The organism is Pseudarthrobacter sp. AL07, from assembly GCF_029960665.1.
Classification (GTDB): Bacteria; Actinomycetota; Actinomycetes; order Actinomycetales; family Micrococcaceae; genus Arthrobacter.
This window is the reverse complement of the sequence record NZ_JASBRB010000005.1, coordinates 82,591-100,390: the sequence shown is the minus strand read 5'-3', so window position 1 is coordinate 100,390 and position 17,800 is coordinate 82,591. Positions and strand designations below refer to the sequence as shown.

Here is a 17,800-nt window from a genome sequence, read left to right as displayed (position 1 = left end):
CGAAGCAGGCCGTCGCTGGCGGCGAGGTCAGTCGTGCGCAGGGGCGCCGCGGTCAGGCAAACTGGCGGACGGTCAGCGACGTCGCTGTGGCTGAGCCGCCCGTCGCATAAACGGAAACTTCGGTGCTTCCCTCTGCCGGGAAAATGAGTTCCGTCATGGTCACCTGGCCGTCTTGGGCGAAAATCTCCACGGAGCACTCATCGACGAAGACCGTCAGCTCGTAGCTGCTGCTGTTGGCCGCCAGCGGCGCGATGTCGACCGAGGCAAACGTCTCGTGGAAATCGGTCTGCCCTGATGACCGGCGATCCACCGTGAGCCTGCCATCGCGCGGACGGATCCCGATCCTGGTGCCCTGTCCGTCCTTGCCCCGGACGATCAGGCCGAATTCAGCTGCTGTTCCCGGTGTGAAGACGGCATCGATCCGCTGCACCGTACCGGCCGCACCGTCAAGGAGTCGCGATTCTTCAGAAATGGAAACCGGTCCGGTGCTATACACCGGTCCGTAGGCAGGAAGGGCCAGCACTTCCGCTGCAGGCTGCTGAACCAGCCGCAAGGAACCTCCGACGCTGCGCAGGGACACCTCCCGCGGCAACGCCATGGCGCTCCGCCACGGGAAGGCCGGGATCCCGTGGCCGTACTGCCAGTTACTCATCCACGCCATCATGAGTGTTCTTCCGTCAGGGACGTCGCCAAACGTCACGGCTGCGTAGTAGTCGCGGCCCCAGTCCAGCCAGTCGAAGTCAGCCAGTCGGGACTTCTCGTGCTGCCCTTCCGAGACGGTGGATTCCGAGGTGAAGGTGACGCCGTCGAAGTCGCCCACGAAGTACTGGCCCGCCGATCCCCCGTTTGGGCCGCCCGGGTTCAGGCTGATTGTCAGGACCCATTTGGTCCTGGCCTCGTCACCGTCGACCGGCAGGGCGAACAGGTCCGGGCATTCCCAGATTCCGCCGGTGGCATTCGCCGGGCCGAAGGTGCTCAGCAGCTCCCAGTCTTTGAGGTTGTCCGACCGGTACAGCACCGCCTGGTAGTCAAGGGCCTCAACGGCGACCATGACCCAGTAGGTTCCGGCGTCGCCGTCGTAGCGGAATACCTTGGGGTCCCGGAAATCCGTCGATTCGCGGTCAAGTACGGGGTTGTGCCGGTACTTCTCCCAGCTGTAGCCGCCGTCCAGGCTGTACGCCAGCGACTGGGCCTGACGGCCTTCGAGTCCCGATCCAGGCTTAAAGGCGCTGGTGTACACAGCCACCAGCGGGGCCACCTGTCCGGTACCGAAGCCGCTGGTGTTGAGCCGGTCGAAGACGATGCTGCCGGAGAAAATGTCGGCCTGATCGTCGCATGCAATGGCTACGGGCTGCTGGATCCAGGTGCACAGATCCGTGGATGTCGCGTGACCCCAGGACATGTTGCCCCAGGCGTTGCCGGACGGGTTGTTCTGGTAGTACAGGTGGTAGAGCCCGTCGTGGTAGATCAGGCCGTTGGGGTCGTTGAGCCAGGTGGTGTCCGCTGTGTAGTGCAGGGCGGGACGTAAGACTTCGGCGGATTCGGCCGCCACGGCCTGGTTGAGTTTGTCTGGAGCAGAAAGTGTGGTCATTGTTCGGTACTTTCGTGGCTTTCTGTGGGGGCGTGCAGGAGGAGTACCGGGTCAGCCCTTGACGCCGCTGGAGGCGATGCTGTTGATAAACGAGCGCTGGAAGGCGATGAACATCACCACCACGGGAATGGTGATCAGGGAGCCGTAGGCCATGACCTGGCCCCAGGAGACGTTGAGCTGGAAGAAGTACTGCATGCCGACCATCACGGGACGGAGCTCCTCCGACTGGACCACCATGAGCGGCCAGAGGTATGAGTTCCAGGCAGGCAGGAAGGTCAGGATGGCGACCGTCGCTGTCGCCGGACCGGCGAGCGGCATAACCACCTGACGGTAGATTTTGAACCAGCCCGCCCCGTCGATCCGCGCTGCCTCGTCCAATTCCTTCGGGATGGATTCGAAGTACTGGTGGTACAGGTAGATCGAGAATGCGTTCGCGATGAACGGGATGATCTGCACCTGGTAGGTGTCCAGCCAGCCCTTTGAGAGTTCCAGGCTAAAGCCGTTCATTTCGAGCCAGGGCAGTTGGTTGACCCACCACAGCAGCGGCAGGGCGAGGGTCTGGAACGGCACGATCAGGGTGGCGAGGATGGCACCGAACACGATCCGCTTGCCGCGGACCTGCATGCGGGAGAGGCCGAAGGCACACATGCTGTTGATGACCACGCCCAGGGCGACGGTGATGGCGGAGATGCCGATCGAGTTGATCAGGAACCTGGCCGCGGGAACCCGGTCGAAGACCGCAGTGTAGTTGTCGACCGAAATGTTGCCGATCGGCAGGAAGGCGGCCACAGAGGACATGTCGCCGAAGATCTGGGTGTCAGGCTTCAGCGATGACACCAGCATAAAGACGATGGGAAAAACTGCAGCGATGGCCAGAAGGATCCGCGCAAGCATGGTTCCGGCATTGGTGAGGCGGAGTGTGTTTTTCACATCAGTCCTTTTCTCGGGTCAGGTGGCGCTGTACGACTGAGATGAGCAGGACGATGGCGAAGAAGACGAGTGAAATCGCCGACGCGTAGGCGGTGTCCTGCTGCCTGAATCCGGTCTGGACCGCCTCGTAGACAATGGTTGTGGTGGAATCCAGCGGACCGCCCTGGGTCATGACGTTGACCTGGTCGAACAGTGCCAGGGCCTGGATGGTGATCGTCACCAGGATCAGGCTGCGGGTGTGCCGCAGCCCCGGCCACGTCACGTATTTGAACTGCTGCCAGCGGCTGGTGCCGTCCAGCTGCGAGGCTTCATAGAGCTCCCCGGAAATGCTTTGCAGCCCTGAGAGCCAGATGATCATATGGAATCCGGCAGCCTGCCAGATGGACAGGATGATGATGGCCGGCATGGCCGTTGTGGTTTCGTTCAACCAGTCGATGCCGCCGAAGAGGCCGAACGTCACCCTGTTAAGGATTTCGTTGAATAGCCCGTCCTTGCTGTACATAAAGAGCCACAGGAGGGACACCACCACCATGGAGGTCACGACGGGCAGGAAGTAGACGGTGCGGAAGAAGTTCACGCCGCGGAACTTCTTGTTGATCAGGAGCGCCATGACCAGGGCCAGTGCGGACTGGACGGGGACGACGACGACGGCGAAGTACCCGACGTTCAGCAGTGCCCGCCAGAAGGAGGGATCGGCGAAGAGCCGGGCAAAGTTGTCCACTCCGACGAACTCGACGGGACGGGGCGAAATGAGCCGGGCGTTCGTGAAAGCCAGGCCGAAGCCGATGATCGCCGGCAGGAAGATAAACAAGAGCAGCAGAATCGCGGCCGGGGCGATCATGCCCCACCCGCGCAGCTGCTCGCGAAGGTTGCGGGACCGGCGGCGGGTGGGAGCGGGCGTCGTCGTGGACGCGGCACGGTCAGCGGCGCGGTTGGCCCGCGAACGGGTGGGAAGTGGACTAATGGCCATGAGATTCTCCAGACACGGAACGGCGGGGGTGAACCCAGCGGCTGGTGCTGCGGAGGCGGGAGCGTCCCGCCCCCGCAGCACCGTAGGCGCTGGCTAGTTCTTGTAGCCGCCGTTGGATTTGATGTTGGTGTCAATGGACTTTGTGGCCTTGTCCAGGGCGGATTTGGCGTCGGCGCCGGCCAGGATGTCCTGGACTGCCTTGCCGAATTCGTTGGCGATGATCGGGTACGCGGGGGTCTCGGGCCGCATAAGGGCGTAATCGCGTGAGTAGGTCAGGAAGTCGCGGTTCACGCCACCCTCAGCGAAGGCGGGAATCAGCGCGGCGGCCCCGGTGCTGGCGGGAATGGTCCCAGTCGCTGTGGCCACTGCGGCCACGTTTTCCGGCTTCAGGGAGAAGGAGAGGTAGTCCATCGCTGCCTGGGAGTTGGCGCAGCCGGTGGTGACGCCCCACTGCCAGGAAGCGCCGCCGATCTTCGGGCCCTTGCCAAGGTCAACGGTCGGCATCACGACGAGGTCATCACCAAGGGCGGTGCGGGCCTTGTCCGCAGCCCAGGAACCGGTGTAGAGAACGGCGCTCTTGTTGTTCAGGAAGTCCTGGGTGCTGTCCTTGCCGCTCTTGGTTGCCATAAAGCCCTGATCGGCCAATCCCTTGAACCAGCCCGCCCAGGCGACGGCTGCGTCCCCATTGAGCTTGCCGTCCGCAGACTGGTAGTCCGTGCGGTCGATGAGGTCCCCGCCGAAGGACTGCAGGAACGGCGAATAGGCGTAAGGCAGCCATTCACCGGTTCCGGCGGTGCCCATGTCCAGCGGGTAGTCCCACTTTCCAAGGGCCTTCAGCTTGGTCATGGCGTCCTCGAATTCTGCCTTGGTCCAGGGCTGCTCGATGGTTGCCACCCGGACTCCGGCTTCTTTCAGGTCGGAGGCGCGGGCCATCATGGCCAGGGCGACGTCGTAGTAGCCCACCGCGTAGGTCTCGCCTTCCCACTTCGCGACGGTGCTGGGCAGGTGCGTGCTGAGGTCGGTGGTCAGCTTGAGCGGTGCCAGGTACTGGGCCCAGGCCCAATTGGGAACATTCGGCCCGTCGATGTCCACGATGCACGGCAGGTTGCCGGCGGACGCGGCCGCCACTACGGAGTCGTTGTACGACTCCTGCGGGAAGGCCTGGACCTTGACCTTGACGTCGGACTCCTTGTTGAACGCATCCACGATGTTCTGGATGGCGCCGAGTTCCTCGACGTTGCCGGCGTTGTGCGTCCACATGGTGATTTCGTTGGCATCCCCGGAGGACGCGGAGGCGCTGCCTTTTCCGCAGGCACCCAGTGTGCCGATGAGGGCGGCGGCCGTTACGCTGGCTACCAGGACCCGGCTGACTTTCTTGTTCATGTCGTGTGAACCTTTCTGATGATTGGTGAGGGCGCAGGGATCCTGGGGGCGCGGCCGGTGCAACGGCCGCGCCCCTTTTTTAGCCCTGCTGGGTTTGGTTGAAATTTGGGTATTTCGCGGCGGAACTCGGCGCCGGGTCAGCCCGGCGGCGGACCGACGGACCCCCGGGACACGAGCGGGCACGCTAGTACTTCCTGCTCCGGCGGACGGCCAGGAGTGGCGATGTCGTCAAGGAGCCGGGTAACTGCCCAACGCCCCATGTCGTAGTGCGGCAACGCCATGGTGGTCAACCCTGGCCACAGGGCCCCGGCAACGATCTCCAGGTTGTCCACACTGATGATGGACAGGTCCTCGGGAATCCGGAGACCCAATTGCGCAGCGGCCTGGTAAGCGCCCATGGCCACCTGATCACTGAAGCAAAACAAGGCCGTCGGACGTTCCGCCGTCGAAAGCATCTTCAAAGCCTGCTCCCGGCCGGCACGGGCGTCCGGGCGGTCCGTCGCCAGGTAATGGGGATTGAACGCCAGGCCGTGGCGCTCCAATGTGCTGCGGTAGCCCTGGTAGCGGCCATGCGTTGCCGGAATGTCGTCGACGTTGTTGAGCATCCCGATCCGGCGGTGGCCGGCCTCGATCAGCACCTCGACGGCGGCCTCCGCAGCACCCACCTCATCCGGCACCACCGAGGAAACCTCCGGGTTTCCCGACGTGCCGTCCAAGAGGACCGTCGGGATGCCCTTCAGGCCAGCTGGAACCTCCGTCGACTGGTGGAACATCTTGGCGTAGACAATCCCGTCGACCTGATGTTGCTGCAGGCTCCGGATTTCGTGCTCTTCCAGGCGCCGGTCCAGGCCCGAGTTGACCACCATGAGCAGGTAGCCGCGTTCGTAGGCGGCGTCCTGCGCCCCCCGGATCATGTCACCCGCGAACGGGGTGGTGGCAATCTCGTCACTGACCAGGCCGATAATCTGCGAGCGCTGGTTGCGCAGTCCGCTGGCGAGCCGGTTGGGGGCATAGCCAAGGTCTTTGGCGATCGCCCTGATGTGGTCCTGTGTTTCCGCTTTGACCCGGGAGCCGTCGACGTCGTTGAGCGCGTGGGAGACGGTGGTGACCGAAACCCCGGCGGCCTTCGCCACATCCCGTATCCCGACTCTTGTCATCTTCGACTTTTCCTTTACAAAACGTTTTGGCTGTTGTGTTGCTCACACTCTATACAAAACGTTTTGGCAGTGTCAAGACCTAATAGTCGAACGGCGTCCAGGCCGGGCCGGATCAACGACACCCGGCGAGGTGTCCTCGTTCTATGCGCCCGGTTCCGAGGCCACCGGTTGCGACGCTTCCAGTCCGGCAGCGGCAGCCTGGGGCACCAGCCCTTCCGGCACCATGAACCGCGGCAGCAGCAGTTGCACCAGCGGGCCGATGGCCAGCGCGTAGAGGACGGTCCCGACGCCGACCGAGCCACCCAGCAGCCAGCCGGCGCCGAGGACCACGACCTCGATCCCGGTCCGGGACGTACGCACCGACCAGCCGGTGCGCCGGGCCAGGCCGGTCATTAGCCCGTCCCGGGCGCCGGGGCCCAGGCGGGCGCCGATGTAGCAGGCCGAAGCGGCGCCGTTGAGCAGCACGGCGCCGCCGAGCATCCCGATCTGTCCGCCCAGTTGGGTGATCTGCGGGATCATCGCGAGGCCAACATCCGCGAAAACCCCCACAAGCACGGCATTGCTCAGTGTCCCGAACCCCGGCCGCTGCCGGAGCGGGATCCAGAGCAGCAGGACCAGGAAACTGACAACGATCACCACGGTGCCGATACTCAGGCCCGTCTTTCCGGCCAGTCCCTGATGAAATACGTCCCACGGGTCCAGCCCGAGCCCGGCCCGGATGAACATCGCCAAGGAAATGCCGTACATGGCGAGGCCGATCAGGAGCTGGAGGATTCTGCGCGTCATCATGGACTCCATCCTGACGGCAACTGGCCTTGTAATCCATAGCCAGTTTGAGATACTGGCCCTATGTCCGGCTCTCTTGCCCCCAGTTCCCTCGCCCGCTTGCTCGGCCGGTGGAATCCCGGCGCCGCCCCGGCGTACCGCGAGTTGTCCGACGTCGTCCGCCTGCTGGTCCTGGACGGCCGCATTCCGCTCGACGTCGCCCTCCCCAGTGAACGTTCCCTCGCTACCGCCCTCGGCATCAGCCGTACCACCGTCACGGCCGCCTATGCTTCGCTGCGGGAGCAAGGACTTCTGCGGGGCGGCCAGGGCAGCAGGGGCAGGACCGGCGTCCCCGGGCCCGAGGTCAACGTGGCCGTCCGGACAACGGGACCAGGACTCGGCGGCGGGCCTGGACTCGCCGTTCCAGACGGACTCCTTGACCTGGCGTATGCCTCGCTGCCTGCCAGTGGCGAAGTCGTCCACCGGGCGTTCGCCGCCGCGCTTACAGAACTTCCTGCCCTGCTTCCGGGATTCGGGTACGACGCACTTGGTGTCCGGGCCCTGCGGGAGGCGGTTGCGGCGCGGTACTCCGCGGCCGGGGTTCCGACGGCCGCTGCGCAGATCCTGGTCACCTCCGGTGCGCAGCATGCCCTGAACATTGTCCTCCGCACCCTCACGGGCCGGGCAGACAGGGTACTTGTAGAGAACCCCAGCTATCCCCATGCCCTCGATGCCATCCGGGCCGCAGGCTGCAGACCGGTGCCGGTAGCGATGCCTCCGGCCGCGCCGCGAGGACAACCATCTGCGGGGCCACTCTCAGGCTGGGACCTGGACGCAATGGACTCTGCCCTGCAACAGCGGCCGGCACTGGCCTATGTCATCCCCGACTTCCACAACCCCACGGGGCGGCTGATGCGGGATCCGCAGCGGCGCCGGCTTGTCCGCGCCGCCGCGGCGTCCGGCACCGTCCTGGTGGTGGATGAGACCCTGCGGGAGCTGAACCTCGACGCAGAGGCGGCCACTCCCATGGCTGCCTTCAGCCCGGCTGTGGTTTCGATCGGGTCGCTCAGCAAGTCGCACTGGGCCGGCCTGCGGACGGGCTGGATCCGCGCCGACGAGCCGCTGATCCAGCGCTTCGCCGCCGCACGAACCACCATGGATCTGGGCGGACCCGTCGTCGAACAGTTGGCTGCGGCCCATCTGGTGAATTCCCTGACCGAACCGCTCCCGGCACGGCTGGGCATGCTCCGCGAGAACCGTGAGGCCCTCTTGTCATTGGTCGCCGAGCATCTGCCCTCGTGGCAGGCGGAACGGCCCGACGGCGGCCTGTCCATCTGGTGCCGCCTCCCGGCCCCGGTCAGCACTGCACTTGCCGTCATCGCTCCGGACTTCGGCCTCCGCCTCGCCGCCGGTCCCCGATTCGGCGTTGGTGGCGCCTTGGAGCACTATCTCCGCGTGCCGTTCACGTTGCCGTCGGATCAGTTGGAAACCGCGGTACTGGCCCTTCGCGCCGCCCAGCACAGGCTGGACTCGGTCCCGACGCTGCGGCGCCATCGTTCAGCACTGCCCGCCGTCGCGATCGCCTGAGACCGCATCCCGCCGGGCCGGCCGCCGACGTCGGGGTTCTCCACGCACCTGGCAGGAATAAGTAGAATGGACCGGTGATGCAATCCCCCCTCCCCGTGCGCGACGGCGTGAACGCCACCCGCCTGCGCCTCCCGGACGAGGGGCCGTGGACAACCGCGATGGACTACATGATGCACCGCTGGGGCCACATCGATCCGCAGGGCATCGAGGACAGGTTCGACGCCGGCGAGATCGTGGGCGAGGGCGGCGTCGCCCTGGACCGGGCCACCCGGCTCGAGGACCACACCTTCATCTGGTACTACCGCTCATTGCCGCCGGAGACCCGCATCCCGGTGGACATCAGCATCCTGCACCAGGATGATCACCTGCTCGTGGTGGACAAACCGCATTTCCTGCCCACCACCCCGGGCGGCACGTACATCCAGGAATCGGCCCTGGTCCGGCTCCGGAACCAGCTGAACCTGCCGGACCTGATCCCCATGCACCGCCTGGACAGGATGACCGCCGGCGTGCTGCTGCTGTCCACCAACCCGGAAACCCGCGGAAATTACCAGGTACTCTTCGAGAAGCGGCAGGTGCAGAAGGAATACGAGTGTGTGTCCGCCGCGGAGCCCGCCGCCGGACACCCCGCGGTGGAATTCCCCGTGGTGGTCCGGAACCGGATGACCAAGTCCCGCAGCTACCTGCTGGCCGAAGTCATCGAGGGCGAGCCGAACGCGGAGACCAGGATCGAACGGTTGGAAACGTTCGACGGCGGCGCTTCAGTGGGTGCCGCTGGCACCGGCGACGCTGGTGCCCGAGCCTCTGGCATCAACGCGGACGCGGGTACTACGCCGCGTCTGGCGCGGTACCGGCTGGAGCCGCACTCCGGAAAGACGCACCAATTGAGGGTGCACATGGCCTCGTTGGGACTGGGCATCGTGAACGACGCGTTTTACCCGGACCTCCTGGACAAGGCTCAGGACGACTACTCCAAACCGTTGCAGCTCCTGGCCCGCGGCATCCGCTTTGTGGACCCCATCAGCAAAAAGCCCGTGGAGTACCGCAGCGGGCTCCACCTCAGCGAGGCTGCTCAAGCACCGCGTTGATCAAACACGGTCCTGAAGGCCTGCTCCATCTCGGGGCCGAACAGGACAAACTCCACCAACTCGAGCGCGCTGGCCGGATGTGAGGCACCAAACCCCGTAACGGCGTCGTGCGCTGCCTCCGCCACCTGGCGCCCGTGCCAGCCGTAGACTCCCCCGCCCACAGCGGGAAGTGCGATGCAAGCCGCGCCCAGCGAATCCGCCAGCCGCAGGCTTTCGCTGAAACAGGACACCAGCAGCGCCCGGTTGGTCTGCCCGGCGCGACGATTCGGCCCCACGGTGTGGATGACCCACCGGGCCTGGAGCCGGAAACCCGGGGTGGCGACGGCGGCACCCACAGCCAGTCCGTGCGGCAGATCCGTGTTGCGCAGTGCCCGGCAGGCGGCCAGCAGTTCGGGTCCGGCGGCCCGGTGGATGGCCCCATCCACTCCGCCGCCGCCCAGCAGCGTGGAATTTGCAGCGTTCACAATCGCGTCAACGGTGCGGGTGGTGATATCGCCTTGGAGGATGGTGATCCGCATGCCGCCAGTTTCCCACTTAGGAGGTGCGGCTCAAAGGCCCCGCATAACCGCAGCAGCACCCCTGATCTCCATTCATCCGGGCAGGAGCAAGAAATGATGGAGATTGCCTGCGGGAAACCCAGCAAAACCCCCTTTACTAACTGCCTTGACATGATGCGCCCCAGTGTCACGATAGTTATCTGGGGTATCGCGTGTTGTCCGGTCGATTGAAGGGGATAGGCATGACGCTGGCCCTCGCATGGATTGGGAATTAAGCCTGCTGGGGGGCTGCCGGTTGCGCCGCGGCAGCAATACCCTGACGGTGGCCAGCCGGGAACAGCGCGAGCCGGAATCCACACCGAGCGAGAATCCACACCGAGCGAGGAAGCATCATGGATACCCTCATCGAAATCCCGGGCGATCGAACGGCGGCCAAGTTCGCCTACGCGTCCGCGGGCATAGGCGTAGTGGGCGTGGCAACATTGGGCGCCATGTTCGCCATCGAGGTGCCAAGAAACGGACCCTACATCTTCGGCACCATCAACGATGCCACCGGCGGCGTCTTCCAGCTGACGATCATCCCGGTGATCGTCCAGGTCCACCGGCGCCTGCGCCGTACACCCGGCTCCGAGGCAGCCAAATGGGTGGTGATCGCGGCCAGCGCCGCAGGATCGGCAAGCTCGTTCCTCCTCGTCGCGAAGAAGCTCGATTTCAATGTATCCACCGGCATCTCGGTGGGGGCAATGGTGGTCCAGGCCGGCTGGTTCCTGCTGGCCCACCGGTCACTGCTCCAGTCGGGCGGCTGTCCACGGGATCTCGCGAAGCTGGGAGAGTTTATCGGCGGCGCCATAGTGGTGGCGCTGCCATTGGCCGCGCTGACGGCCCTGGAACCGGCGCCTGCCTGGATCCGCTGGGGCCTCGGCGGGGCCGGAATTGCCGTGGGCGCCGTTGCGTGGGTCGCGTGGCCGTACTGGTATTTCCTCGCGGGACGGCACCTCAGCCATGTTCCCAGGGAAGTTCGCGGAGGAGTCCCACGGCCACGCCGCCGGAACATCGGCGCCGGGTACTGAGGTCCGTGTACTGAGGTCCGTGTACTGGCGCGCGTAGTACTGGGACGCTCTCTGAACCCAGTGAGGGGAAGTCCGTGCCGGCGGCCAGCTCAGGCCGTGCTGCCGCGCAAAAGTGCGGTACTTTATGGCCATGGACTTTGGCGATGCCGACAGCTGGGGGGCGGCGATCTACTTCTGGATCATCCCCACGGTCCTCGGCGATGCCATCTTCCCGCCCATCCCGTCAGAAATGTTGGTGATCACCGGCGGGGCCCTCTCCGCCGACGGCCGGGCCAACGTCTTCCTGGTGGTGGCACTGTGCGCGGTGGCGTCCTGGATTGGTGACATGGTGGTGTTCCAGCTCTTCAAACGCCGGCTCAGCCATGTCCTGGACCGCTGGCGCTGGGGCCGCAAAGTCCATACCGGCATCCATAAGGCCATCGCCAAGGCCGGCCGCTCCTCCACCTACGGGACCATCATCGGCGCCCGTTTCATCCCCGGCGGGCGGCTGGCGACGTCGGCCGCTTCGGGCATCGCCGATGTTTCCGCCCGGGGTTTCAGCCTGTGCGCCGGCCTCGGCGCGGTCCTCTGGGCCAGCTGGCTAGTGGGCCTGGGCTACTTCACGGGATCGGCAACCAAGCTGCCGTTCTGGGCGAGTTCGCTGATCGGTGTGGTGCTGGGCCTGGTGATCGGCGTCGTCGTCGGCATCGTCGTGACCCGCCGGCGCGGCACCCGCTCTCCCGTGGACGAGCCCGCCCCCGGCGAGTGAGCTCCGCCGAGGTCGCATGAGTGAGCTAAACAGGCGCCCAGCGGCCGCGGTTGCGGCGGAGCACCGTCAGTGAGCCTGTGAGCGCAACGCGTTCGACGGCATCGCGCATCATCGCTGCCGATTCGCATGCCTGCTGGTTCTCACCGCTGTATTCGGTCGCCTCCACGAGGAATCGCAGGTTCAGCTGCGGGACGCCGGCGGCCAGTTCGATCTGGTTGGATTCCACATGGTGGCGGGACTCCAATGCCTCAACAGCGGCGGCCATCACGGCTTCCGGCGGGTTGCCAGGTTTCAGTCCGGTGATTTTCAGGCGCGTCTGGAACGAAGGCATGCCTTCAACCCTATCCCGGCCGTCCGCTGGCCTGGCTAGACCGCCGTCCGCTGCCCCTGACTGGTCCGGCCAACGGTCCAGCTGCCGATGCCGCTACCGGACCGGATCCCGGCGCTGTCCACCAGGAGGGAAATCATCTGCTCGGAGCCGACACCCAGCGCAAAGGCCGCCATTCCACCGATCGATGCCCGATCCCGGCCGGTCAACGTGTTCCTGGACCGGCCGGAAAAGTTACTGGACCTGCAGGTCCTGGCCTGCGTCGGCGTGTTGCCTCCAGCTTCCGGTTGCTGCATTGCCGAGCCTCCGGTTTCCGCGTCATTGCAGAATTCTGGGATGACAAGAGGCCCCTAGCCGACGCATGCACAGCCGTCAAATTCGAGGTTGATTTATGGCCTCGACGAGCCTATCTTGGGCAGATAGGGGGCAGTACCCATGCACGAACTCTCGATCAGACAAAGCCTCATCGACGCGGTTTTGGACAGGACAGGCGGCCAGGCAGTCACGGGCGTCAGCCTTCGGATCGGGTCGTTATCGGGAGTGCTTCCGGACGCCCTCCGGTTATGTTTTGATGTGGCTTCAGCGGGTACCACCCTGGCGGGGGCGCGGCTGCGGATCGAGGAGCCGCAGGCCCATGAGCATTCCCGCGAACCTGGACATACGCGCACTCCCGACGGTCACGCGCACACCCCGGAACTCATCCCGCTGGAGCAGAACCTGCTGGCCAAGAACGGCCTCCTTGCGGAACGGAACCGCGGCTGGCTCGCCGGGCGGAACGTCCGGGCGCTGAACACGATGAACTCCCCCTGCTTCGGCAAAACCACGCTCCCGGTGCTGAGGCTCACGGAACTGGTAGACCGGCTGCAGGCCGGTTTCATCGAAGGGGATCAGGAAACCTCCCTCGACGCAGATCGCATCCGCAAAGCCGGCCGGCCCGTGGTGCAGATCAACACCGGAGCCGGGGCCGGGTGAATACGGGCCGGCGGGCCGATGAAAAGGACCTGTTTTCGCCGGGCAAACGGGCCGCGTCACCAACGTGCACGTCGATGTTGACGGCAGCACCCACGTGGGCCGGGTCCTCGACCAGGATCCCGCCGCAGACCTCCACGCGGGGTACGGCCGGTCCTTCCATTACTCACCGGAAGAGCTCGAAACCTGGGGCAGGATGGAAAGGAAAGCCCGCCATGAGAATCATCGGAATGGCCACTGTAGCGTTTCTGGCGGGCGTTGGCACTCGGCGCCGTCTATGTGTGAATCCGCTCGGCCCCCGACGTCCAGCGATGCCTGAAGGCACGGCGAATGCGACCCCGCTATGACTGTGCTGGTGGCAGGCGTGGGCAATATGTTCCTGCGCGACGACGGTTTCGGCCCGGAAGTCGCCCGCCGGCTGGCCTCGGAGGCGGACCTGCCGCCCGGCGTCGAGGTGGCAGACTACGGCATCCGCGGCATGCACCTGGCCTACGATCTCCTGGCCGGAGTGGACATGCTGGTCCTTGTGGATGCCGTGCCGCCGGAGTTGGGGACGGTACACAACGAAGCGCCGGGCAGTCTCCGTGTGCTCCGGATCCGCAGTGAGGATCTCGACGCCGGCGCCACTTTGGACCCGCACGGCATGGATCCTGCCGCCGTCCTGGGCAAGCTCAGATCGCTGGGCGGCGAGGCCCCCGTGACCTATGTGGTGGGCTGTGTTCCGGCCGACGTCACCGACGGCATCGGGCTGACACCGTCCGTGTCCGCCGCCATCCCGGCGGCGATGGCCGCCGTCGTCGATCTCCTGAGCCAGTACGCCTCCACGCAGACCTAAGGCGGACCTATCATGTACCTCGGAATACCCGGCAAAGTGGGCGTGCTGGGGATCCGGCCCCGACCGGTGAGAGAGCGTTGGGGGGAAAGCCGCATTAAGTGAGAGAGCGTCCGGGGTCAGCCCGTGTTGCGCAGGCCGGCCGCTACCCCGTTAACGGTGATCAGCATGGCCCGCTGGAGACGTTCGTCGATCTCGGCACCGCTGATGCTCTCGTCTTCGGCGCCCTGGGCAGCCCGCACACGGCGGAGCAGTTCCACCTGCAGGTAGCTGATGGGGTCCAGGTACTGGTCCCGGATCTCAAGCGAACGCTTAAGTGTCGGCTGCGCGTCGAGGAGCACATTCTCACCGGTCAGGTTCTGGATCTCGGTGACCGTGAGTTCAAACTCTTCACGGATGGCCGCGAAAATGTGGTGCAATTCCTTGGGAACCAGGGTGGCCACGTAATACCCGGCGATGTCCAGGTCCGTTTTGGCCAGCGTCATCTCAACGTTGGAGACAACGGACCGGAAGAAGTGCCAGTTTTGCATCATCTCCACCAGCTGGGCGGAGTTTCCGGCCTCGCGGGCAGCCTTCAGGCCCGAGCCCACACCGAACCAGCCCGGCACGATCTGCCGGGACTGCGTCCAGCCGAACACCCACGGAATGGCGCGCAATCCGCCAAGCCCTGCCCCGGAATCCGGGCGCTTGGACGGACGGGAGCCGATATTCAGCGAACCGAGCTGCTCCACCGGGGTGGAGGCCAGGAAGTACGCGGGCAGGTCCGGATGGTCAATCAGATTCCGGTACCGGTCGAAGGCGCCGTCGGAGATGATCTCCATAACGTGCCCGTACCGTTCGCGCTGGTCATCCGAGGTGCGCGGGTCCCGGTGCAGGGCCGAGCCCTGGAGCACAGCCGCGAGGGACAGCTCCAGGTTTTCCCGGGCCAGCTCCGGCAGCGAGTACTTGTCCGAGATGACCTCTCCCTGTTCGGTGAACTTGATCTCGCCTTCGAGCACGCCGTTGGGCTGGGCCATGATGGCGTCGTAGGTGGGTCCGCCGCCGCGGCCCACGGACCCGCCGCGGCCGTGGAACAACCGGACACGGACGCCATGCTTGGCCGCCACGTCGCGGAGGTTCCGCTGGGTCTTGTGGATCTCCCACTGGCTGGTCATCACGCCGGATTCCTTGTTGGAATCCGAGTAACCCAGCATGATTTCCTGGACGTCGCCGCGCAGCCGGACCAGGTCTCGGTAGGACGGAACGGACAGCAGCTGGTCCACGATCTCCGCCGAGGCTCGCAGTTCCGCCACGGTCTCCAGCAGGGGCGCGAACCCGATCCTGGCATAGGGAGATTCGCCAAACAGGTTGATCAGGCCTGCCTCGCGGGCCAGGACAGCAGCGGCCAGGACATCGTCCGCGCCGCGGGTCATGGAAATAATGTAGGTCTCGATGACGTCCGGGCCATATGTGCGCAGAGCGCGGCGGACCTCGCGGAAGACGTCGTACGTGCCGTCAGCGACGCCGTCGAGCTTAATCGGGTGGCCGGACAACGGCCGGCGTGACGCCAGCTCCGAACCGAGAACCTCAAAGCGTTCAACGCGGCTCAGTTCCGCATAGCGGATGCCGGGGCCCCCCAGCCGGTCCATCAGCTGGCCAACGGCGTCATGGTGGTGGTCGGCGTGCTCGCGGATGTCCAGGGTGGCCAGGTGGAGGCCGAAGGAGGCGACGGCGCGGCGGACCCGGGCCAGCGCGCCATCGGCAACGAGCGACGCCGAGTGATTACGGAGGGACAGCTCCAGCAGTTCGAGGTCGTTGAGGAGTTCCTCGGTGGACCTGTAGTCACGGCCGTGCTCGTGGGTGGAGTCCGCGGCAACCCGTTTGCCCGTGTTGATGAGCTTGGCCTTGATGCACGTGAGTTTGAGTCGGTAGGGTTCCTGGGCGTTGAGCTCCAGGACGCGCCGGTCCAGGCCCGGCAACTTTTTCAGGTCCGCGTTGATGGAGTCCAGCAGGGACTGGTCCGCGCCGGACAAGGCGGTGGAGTTGGACAGGATGGAGATCAGCTCGTCCATCATTGCGATGCTGATGCGGACGGCGTGCTGGTTCTGGATCTGCAGGATTTCCCTGGTGACCGCCGCCGTGACGTTGGGGTTGCCGTCCCTGTCGCCGCCGATCCAGGACCCAAACCGGATGGGTGCGTCCTGGGACGAAAGGCTGACGCCGTGCTCACCGAGCAGTTCCGAGAAGTCCGAGAGCATTTCGGGCATGGCGTCGGTCAGGATGCCGCCGAGGTAGTAGATCGCGTTGCGGGCCTCGTCCACCGGGGTGGGGCGGACCTGGCGCAGTTCGTCGGTCTGCCACATCTGGTCGATGACTTCCGAAAGCTGGCGGTCCTGCCGGCGGCGCGCGGTGGTGCCTTCCCTCGTGGGCTCGGCCAGGACATCGGAGAGCCTGCGGATCTTGTCCAGCACGGAACGGCGCGAAGCCTCGGTGGGGTGGGCGGTGAAGATGGGCCGGACGTCCAGCCCGTTGACCACTTCCTGCAGGACTTCAGGCCCCGCCTGGGCGACGATTTCGGTGACGGCCTTGGCCAGCCACCCGTCCTTCTCCTGCCGGGTCCGCAGGCCGCGGACCCGGTGGACCTGCTCGGCTGCGTTGGCCAGGTGGAAGTAGAACGCGAACGCACGCACCAGGTCTGTGGCTTGCTCGATCGGCAGGGAGCCGAGCAGTTCGCGGACCTGCTCGACGACGTCGTGCGCACTCCAGGGGCCGGTAGCATCGGCACCGCCACGGGCGGCTTCCTTGGATTCCTTGGTGAGGAGGCGCACCTGCTCCACCAGATCCAGGAGTTCGGGCCCGTGCTGGCGGACCAGGGATTCGCCCAGCAGGGTGGAGACGCGCCGGACATCGGCCCTCAGTTCAGAGGCGAGGTCGGTTGCGGAATTCATTGCAGTGTTAGCCATGGAAACTGTCTTTCGAGGGTTCGGACTTGGCTCGTACACTGCGCTGGATACTGTGAGCCACGTTACTAGCTATCGATGCTACCTGCACGGGATGGCGAAGGCGGAATCCGTCTCAGATATTGCACCGGTCTCCGCCCTGCCGGAATGGACCTCAGCGGACGATCTTGAAATTGAAATCCGGAGTGCCCACCGCCGACCACAGGCACAACCACACCGGGAGCATCATCTCCGTCCCACGAGCGGTGGTGATGTCTCCGAGGTCAATAATATCGCGGTGGCCCAGCTCCCGGAGAAGGGCCGTCACGGTGTTCTTGGCGTCTGCGTCGTCGCCGGAGACAAACACCGAGTGGGCCCCGCCGCCCAGCCGCCCGGGGTCAACCATCAGCCCGGCGTTCATGGTGTTCAGGGTTTTGACCACTCGGGCCTCCGGGAACGCGTGCTGGATCCGTTCGGCGTTGCTGTCCGTGTTGACCGGGTTCAGGACCGGCGGCATGCCCTGGGAGAAGTCGAGCGGGTTGGAAACGTCCACCACCACTTTCCCCGACAGGTTGGCCGAGCCCGCGGCGCCGAGGGCACTGAGCGCACCCGCGCCGTTCGTTGCATTGACTACCAGTTCCGCCCCGGCTGCTGCCTCCGCGAACGTTTCCAGTGCTATGTGCTGGTTCGCTAAGTGCCACTCGCTGAAGGGCGGCGTGCCCATGGCGTCCGGCGCACTGCGGGCAAGAGTCTCTCCCGGGGCGCGGGTTCCCACCACCACGTCGTGTCCCAGCGCGGACAGCGCGCCCGCCAGGGTCCGGCCTGCAAAACCCGTACCCAGGACCGCGATTTTCATGGTTCCTCCAAGTTCAGCCGTGGGAGTCCGGAAACTAGGTTCCGTCGCTTTCGACGTTACTCTCCGCCGCCTGCAAGACAAGGGCTGCGGCAGCAACGCGGCGCGAGGTCC

Annotated in this window: 17 protein-coding genes; 6 read left to right on the top strand and 11 right to left on the bottom strand. The window is 65.4% G+C overall.

Going from position 1 to position 17,800, the window contains the following annotated elements; genetic code table 11:
* Positions 1 to 52 precede the first annotated feature (52 nt).
* The 6 genes from QK290_RS06975 to QK290_RS06950 all read right to left on the bottom strand — a co-directional run bounded on the left by QK290_RS06975 (position 53) and on the right by QK290_RS06950 (position 6,820).
* Positions 53 to 1,591 (bottom strand): glycoside hydrolase family 32 protein, encoded by a 1,539-nt coding sequence (locus tag QK290_RS06975; RefSeq protein WP_282329961.1) that lies wholly within the window; start codon positions 1,589 to 1,591, stop codon positions 53 to 55.
* Positions 1,592 to 1,642: 51 nt separating this feature from the next.
* Complete coding sequence (locus QK290_RS06970; protein WP_282330050.1) at positions 1,643 to 2,485, bottom strand: carbohydrate ABC transporter permease; 843 nt, start codon at positions 2,483 to 2,485, stop codon at positions 1,643 to 1,645.
* 37 nt (positions 2,486 to 2,522) lie between these two features.
* Positions 2,523 to 3,491: a sugar ABC transporter permease gene (locus QK290_RS06965; RefSeq protein WP_282329960.1), complete on the bottom strand. Its 969-nt coding sequence runs from the start codon at positions 3,489 to 3,491 to the stop codon at positions 2,523 to 2,525.
* Between the two features lie 93 nt (positions 3,492 to 3,584).
* The gene (locus tag QK290_RS06960; protein ID WP_282329959.1) at positions 3,585 to 4,874 is read right to left on the bottom strand and encodes an extracellular solute-binding protein; all 1,290 of its coding nucleotides are present in this window, start codon (positions 4,872 to 4,874) and stop codon (positions 3,585 to 3,587) included.
* Positions 4,875 to 5,011: 137 nt separating this feature from the next.
* Entirely contained in the window at positions 5,012 to 6,031 is a 1,020-nt protein-coding gene (locus QK290_RS06955) for a LacI family DNA-binding transcriptional regulator (RefSeq protein ID WP_282329958.1), read from the bottom strand.
* 141 nt (positions 6,032 to 6,172) lie between these two features.
* Positions 6,173 to 6,820, bottom strand: coding sequence for a hypothetical protein (locus tag QK290_RS06950; protein ID WP_282329957.1), 648 nt, complete (start codon positions 6,818 to 6,820; stop codon positions 6,173 to 6,175).
* Positions 6,821 to 6,880: 60 nt separating this feature from the next.
* On the opposite strand from QK290_RS06950, the gene QK290_RS06945 reads away from it, so the two are divergent.
* A complete protein-coding gene (locus QK290_RS06945) occupies positions 6,881 to 8,383 on the top strand; it encodes a PLP-dependent aminotransferase family protein (RefSeq protein ID WP_282329956.1) in 1,503 nt (500 codons plus the stop codon).
* 77 nt (positions 8,384 to 8,460) lie between these two features.
* Entirely contained in the window at positions 8,461 to 9,471 is a 1,011-nt protein-coding gene (locus QK290_RS06940) for an RluA family pseudouridine synthase (protein ID WP_282330049.1), read from the top strand.
* Here QK290_RS06940 and QK290_RS06935 read toward each other — a convergent pair.
* A complete protein-coding gene (locus QK290_RS06935; protein WP_282329955.1) occupies positions 9,456 to 9,989 on the bottom strand; it encodes an O-acetyl-ADP-ribose deacetylase in 534 nt (177 codons plus the stop codon). The genes QK290_RS06940 and QK290_RS06935 overlap by 16 nt on opposite strands.
* Before the next feature lie 371 nt (positions 9,990 to 10,360).
* Here QK290_RS06935 and QK290_RS06930 point away from each other — a divergent pair, with 371 nt between their 5' ends.
* Positions 10,361 to 11,038, top strand: coding sequence for a hypothetical protein (locus QK290_RS06930; protein ID WP_282329954.1), 678 nt, complete (start codon positions 10,361 to 10,363; stop codon positions 11,036 to 11,038).
* A gap of 124 nt (positions 11,039 to 11,162) precedes the next feature.
* The gene (locus QK290_RS06925; RefSeq protein ID WP_282329953.1) at positions 11,163 to 11,786 is read left to right on the top strand and encodes a VTT domain-containing protein; all 624 of its coding nucleotides are present in this window, start codon (positions 11,163 to 11,165) and stop codon (positions 11,784 to 11,786) included.
* Positions 11,787 to 11,811: 25 nt separating this feature from the next.
* Here the strand turns inward: QK290_RS06925 and QK290_RS06920 are convergent, their stop codons facing one another.
* Entirely contained in the window at positions 11,812 to 12,117 is a 306-nt protein-coding gene (locus tag QK290_RS06920; RefSeq protein ID WP_282329952.1) for a hypothetical protein, read from the bottom strand.
* Positions 12,118 to 12,152: 35 nt separating this feature from the next.
* Positions 12,153 to 12,323, bottom strand: a complete 171-nt coding sequence (locus QK290_RS06915) for a hypothetical protein (RefSeq protein WP_282329951.1) — start codon at positions 12,321 to 12,323, stop codon at positions 12,153 to 12,155.
* Positions 12,324 to 12,549: 226 nt separating this feature from the next.
* Between QK290_RS06915 and QK290_RS06910 the strand changes: the two genes are divergently transcribed.
* The gene (locus QK290_RS06910; RefSeq protein ID WP_282329950.1) at positions 12,550 to 13,086 is read left to right on the top strand and encodes a hydrogenase/urease maturation nickel metallochaperone HypA; all 537 of its coding nucleotides are present in this window, start codon (positions 12,550 to 12,552) and stop codon (positions 13,084 to 13,086) included.
* A gap of 340 nt (positions 13,087 to 13,426) precedes the next feature.
* Positions 13,427 to 13,918, top strand: coding sequence for a hydrogenase maturation protease (locus QK290_RS06905; RefSeq protein WP_282329949.1), 492 nt, complete (start codon positions 13,427 to 13,429; stop codon positions 13,916 to 13,918).
* 116 nt (positions 13,919 to 14,034) lie between these two features.
* On the opposite strand, the gene ppc is transcribed toward QK290_RS06905, so the two are convergent.
* Together ppc and QK290_RS06895 are read right to left on the bottom strand one after the other, a co-directional pair.
* Complete coding sequence (gene ppc / locus QK290_RS06900) at positions 14,035 to 16,857, bottom strand: phosphoenolpyruvate carboxylase (protein ID WP_282329948.1); 2,823 nt, start codon at positions 16,855 to 16,857, stop codon at positions 14,035 to 14,037.
* Positions 16,858 to 17,008: 151 nt separating this feature from the next.
* Positions 17,009 to 17,689: an NAD(P)-binding domain-containing protein gene (locus QK290_RS06895; protein ID WP_282329947.1), complete on the bottom strand. Its 681-nt coding sequence runs from the start codon at positions 17,687 to 17,689 to the stop codon at positions 17,009 to 17,011.
* Positions 17,690 to 17,800: the final 111 nt, after the last annotated feature.

Bases quoted from the DNA above. Each gene is read 5' to 3' on its own strand.
- QK290_RS06905 (WP_282329949.1), top strand. From the start codon at position 13,427: ATGACTGTGCTGGTGGCAGGCGTGGGCAATATGTTCCTGCGCGACGAC.
- QK290_RS06945 (WP_282329956.1), top strand. From the start codon at position 6,881: ATGTCCGGCTCTCTTGCCCCCAGTTCCCTCGCCCGCTTGCTCGGCCGG.
- QK290_RS06965 (WP_282329960.1), bottom strand. From the start codon at position 3,491: ATGGCCATTAGTCCACTTCCCACCCGTTCGCGGGCCAACCGCGCCGCT.
- QK290_RS06955 (WP_282329958.1), bottom strand. From the start codon at position 6,031: ATGACAAGAGTCGGGATACGGGATGTGGCGAAGGCCGCCGGGGTTTCG.
- QK290_RS06935 (WP_282329955.1), bottom strand. From the start codon at position 9,989: ATGCGGATCACCATCCTCCAAGGCGATATCACCACCCGCACCGTTGAC.
- QK290_RS06975 (WP_282329961.1), bottom strand. From the start codon at position 1,591: ATGACCACACTTTCTGCTCCAGACAAACTCAACCAGGCCGTGGCGGCC.
- QK290_RS06910 (WP_282329950.1), top strand. From the start codon at position 12,550: ATGCACGAACTCTCGATCAGACAAAGCCTCATCGACGCGGTTTTGGAC.
- ppc (WP_282329948.1), bottom strand. From the start codon at position 16,857: ATGGCTAACACTGCAATGAATTCCGCAACCGACCTCGCCTCTGAACTG.
- QK290_RS06950 (WP_282329957.1), bottom strand. From the start codon at position 6,820: ATGATGACGCGCAGAATCCTCCAGCTCCTGATCGGCCTCGCCATGTAC.
- QK290_RS06930 (WP_282329954.1), top strand. From the start codon at position 10,361: ATGGATACCCTCATCGAAATCCCGGGCGATCGAACGGCGGCCAAGTTC.
- QK290_RS06960 (WP_282329959.1), bottom strand. From the start codon at position 4,874: ATGAACAAGAAAGTCAGCCGGGTCCTGGTAGCCAGCGTAACGGCCGCC.
- QK290_RS06920 (WP_282329952.1), bottom strand. From the start codon at position 12,117: ATGCCTTCGTTCCAGACGCGCCTGAAAATCACCGGACTGAAACCTGGC.
- QK290_RS06940 (WP_282330049.1), top strand. From the start codon at position 8,461: ATGCAATCCCCCCTCCCCGTGCGCGACGGCGTGAACGCCACCCGCCTG.
- QK290_RS06895 (WP_282329947.1), bottom strand. From the start codon at position 17,689: ATGAAAATCGCGGTCCTGGGTACGGGTTTTGCAGGCCGGACCCTGGCG.
- QK290_RS06925 (WP_282329953.1), top strand. From the start codon at position 11,163: ATGGCCATGGACTTTGGCGATGCCGACAGCTGGGGGGCGGCGATCTAC.
- QK290_RS06970 (WP_282330050.1), bottom strand. From the start codon at position 2,485: ATGCTTGCGCGGATCCTTCTGGCCATCGCTGCAGTTTTTCCCATCGTC.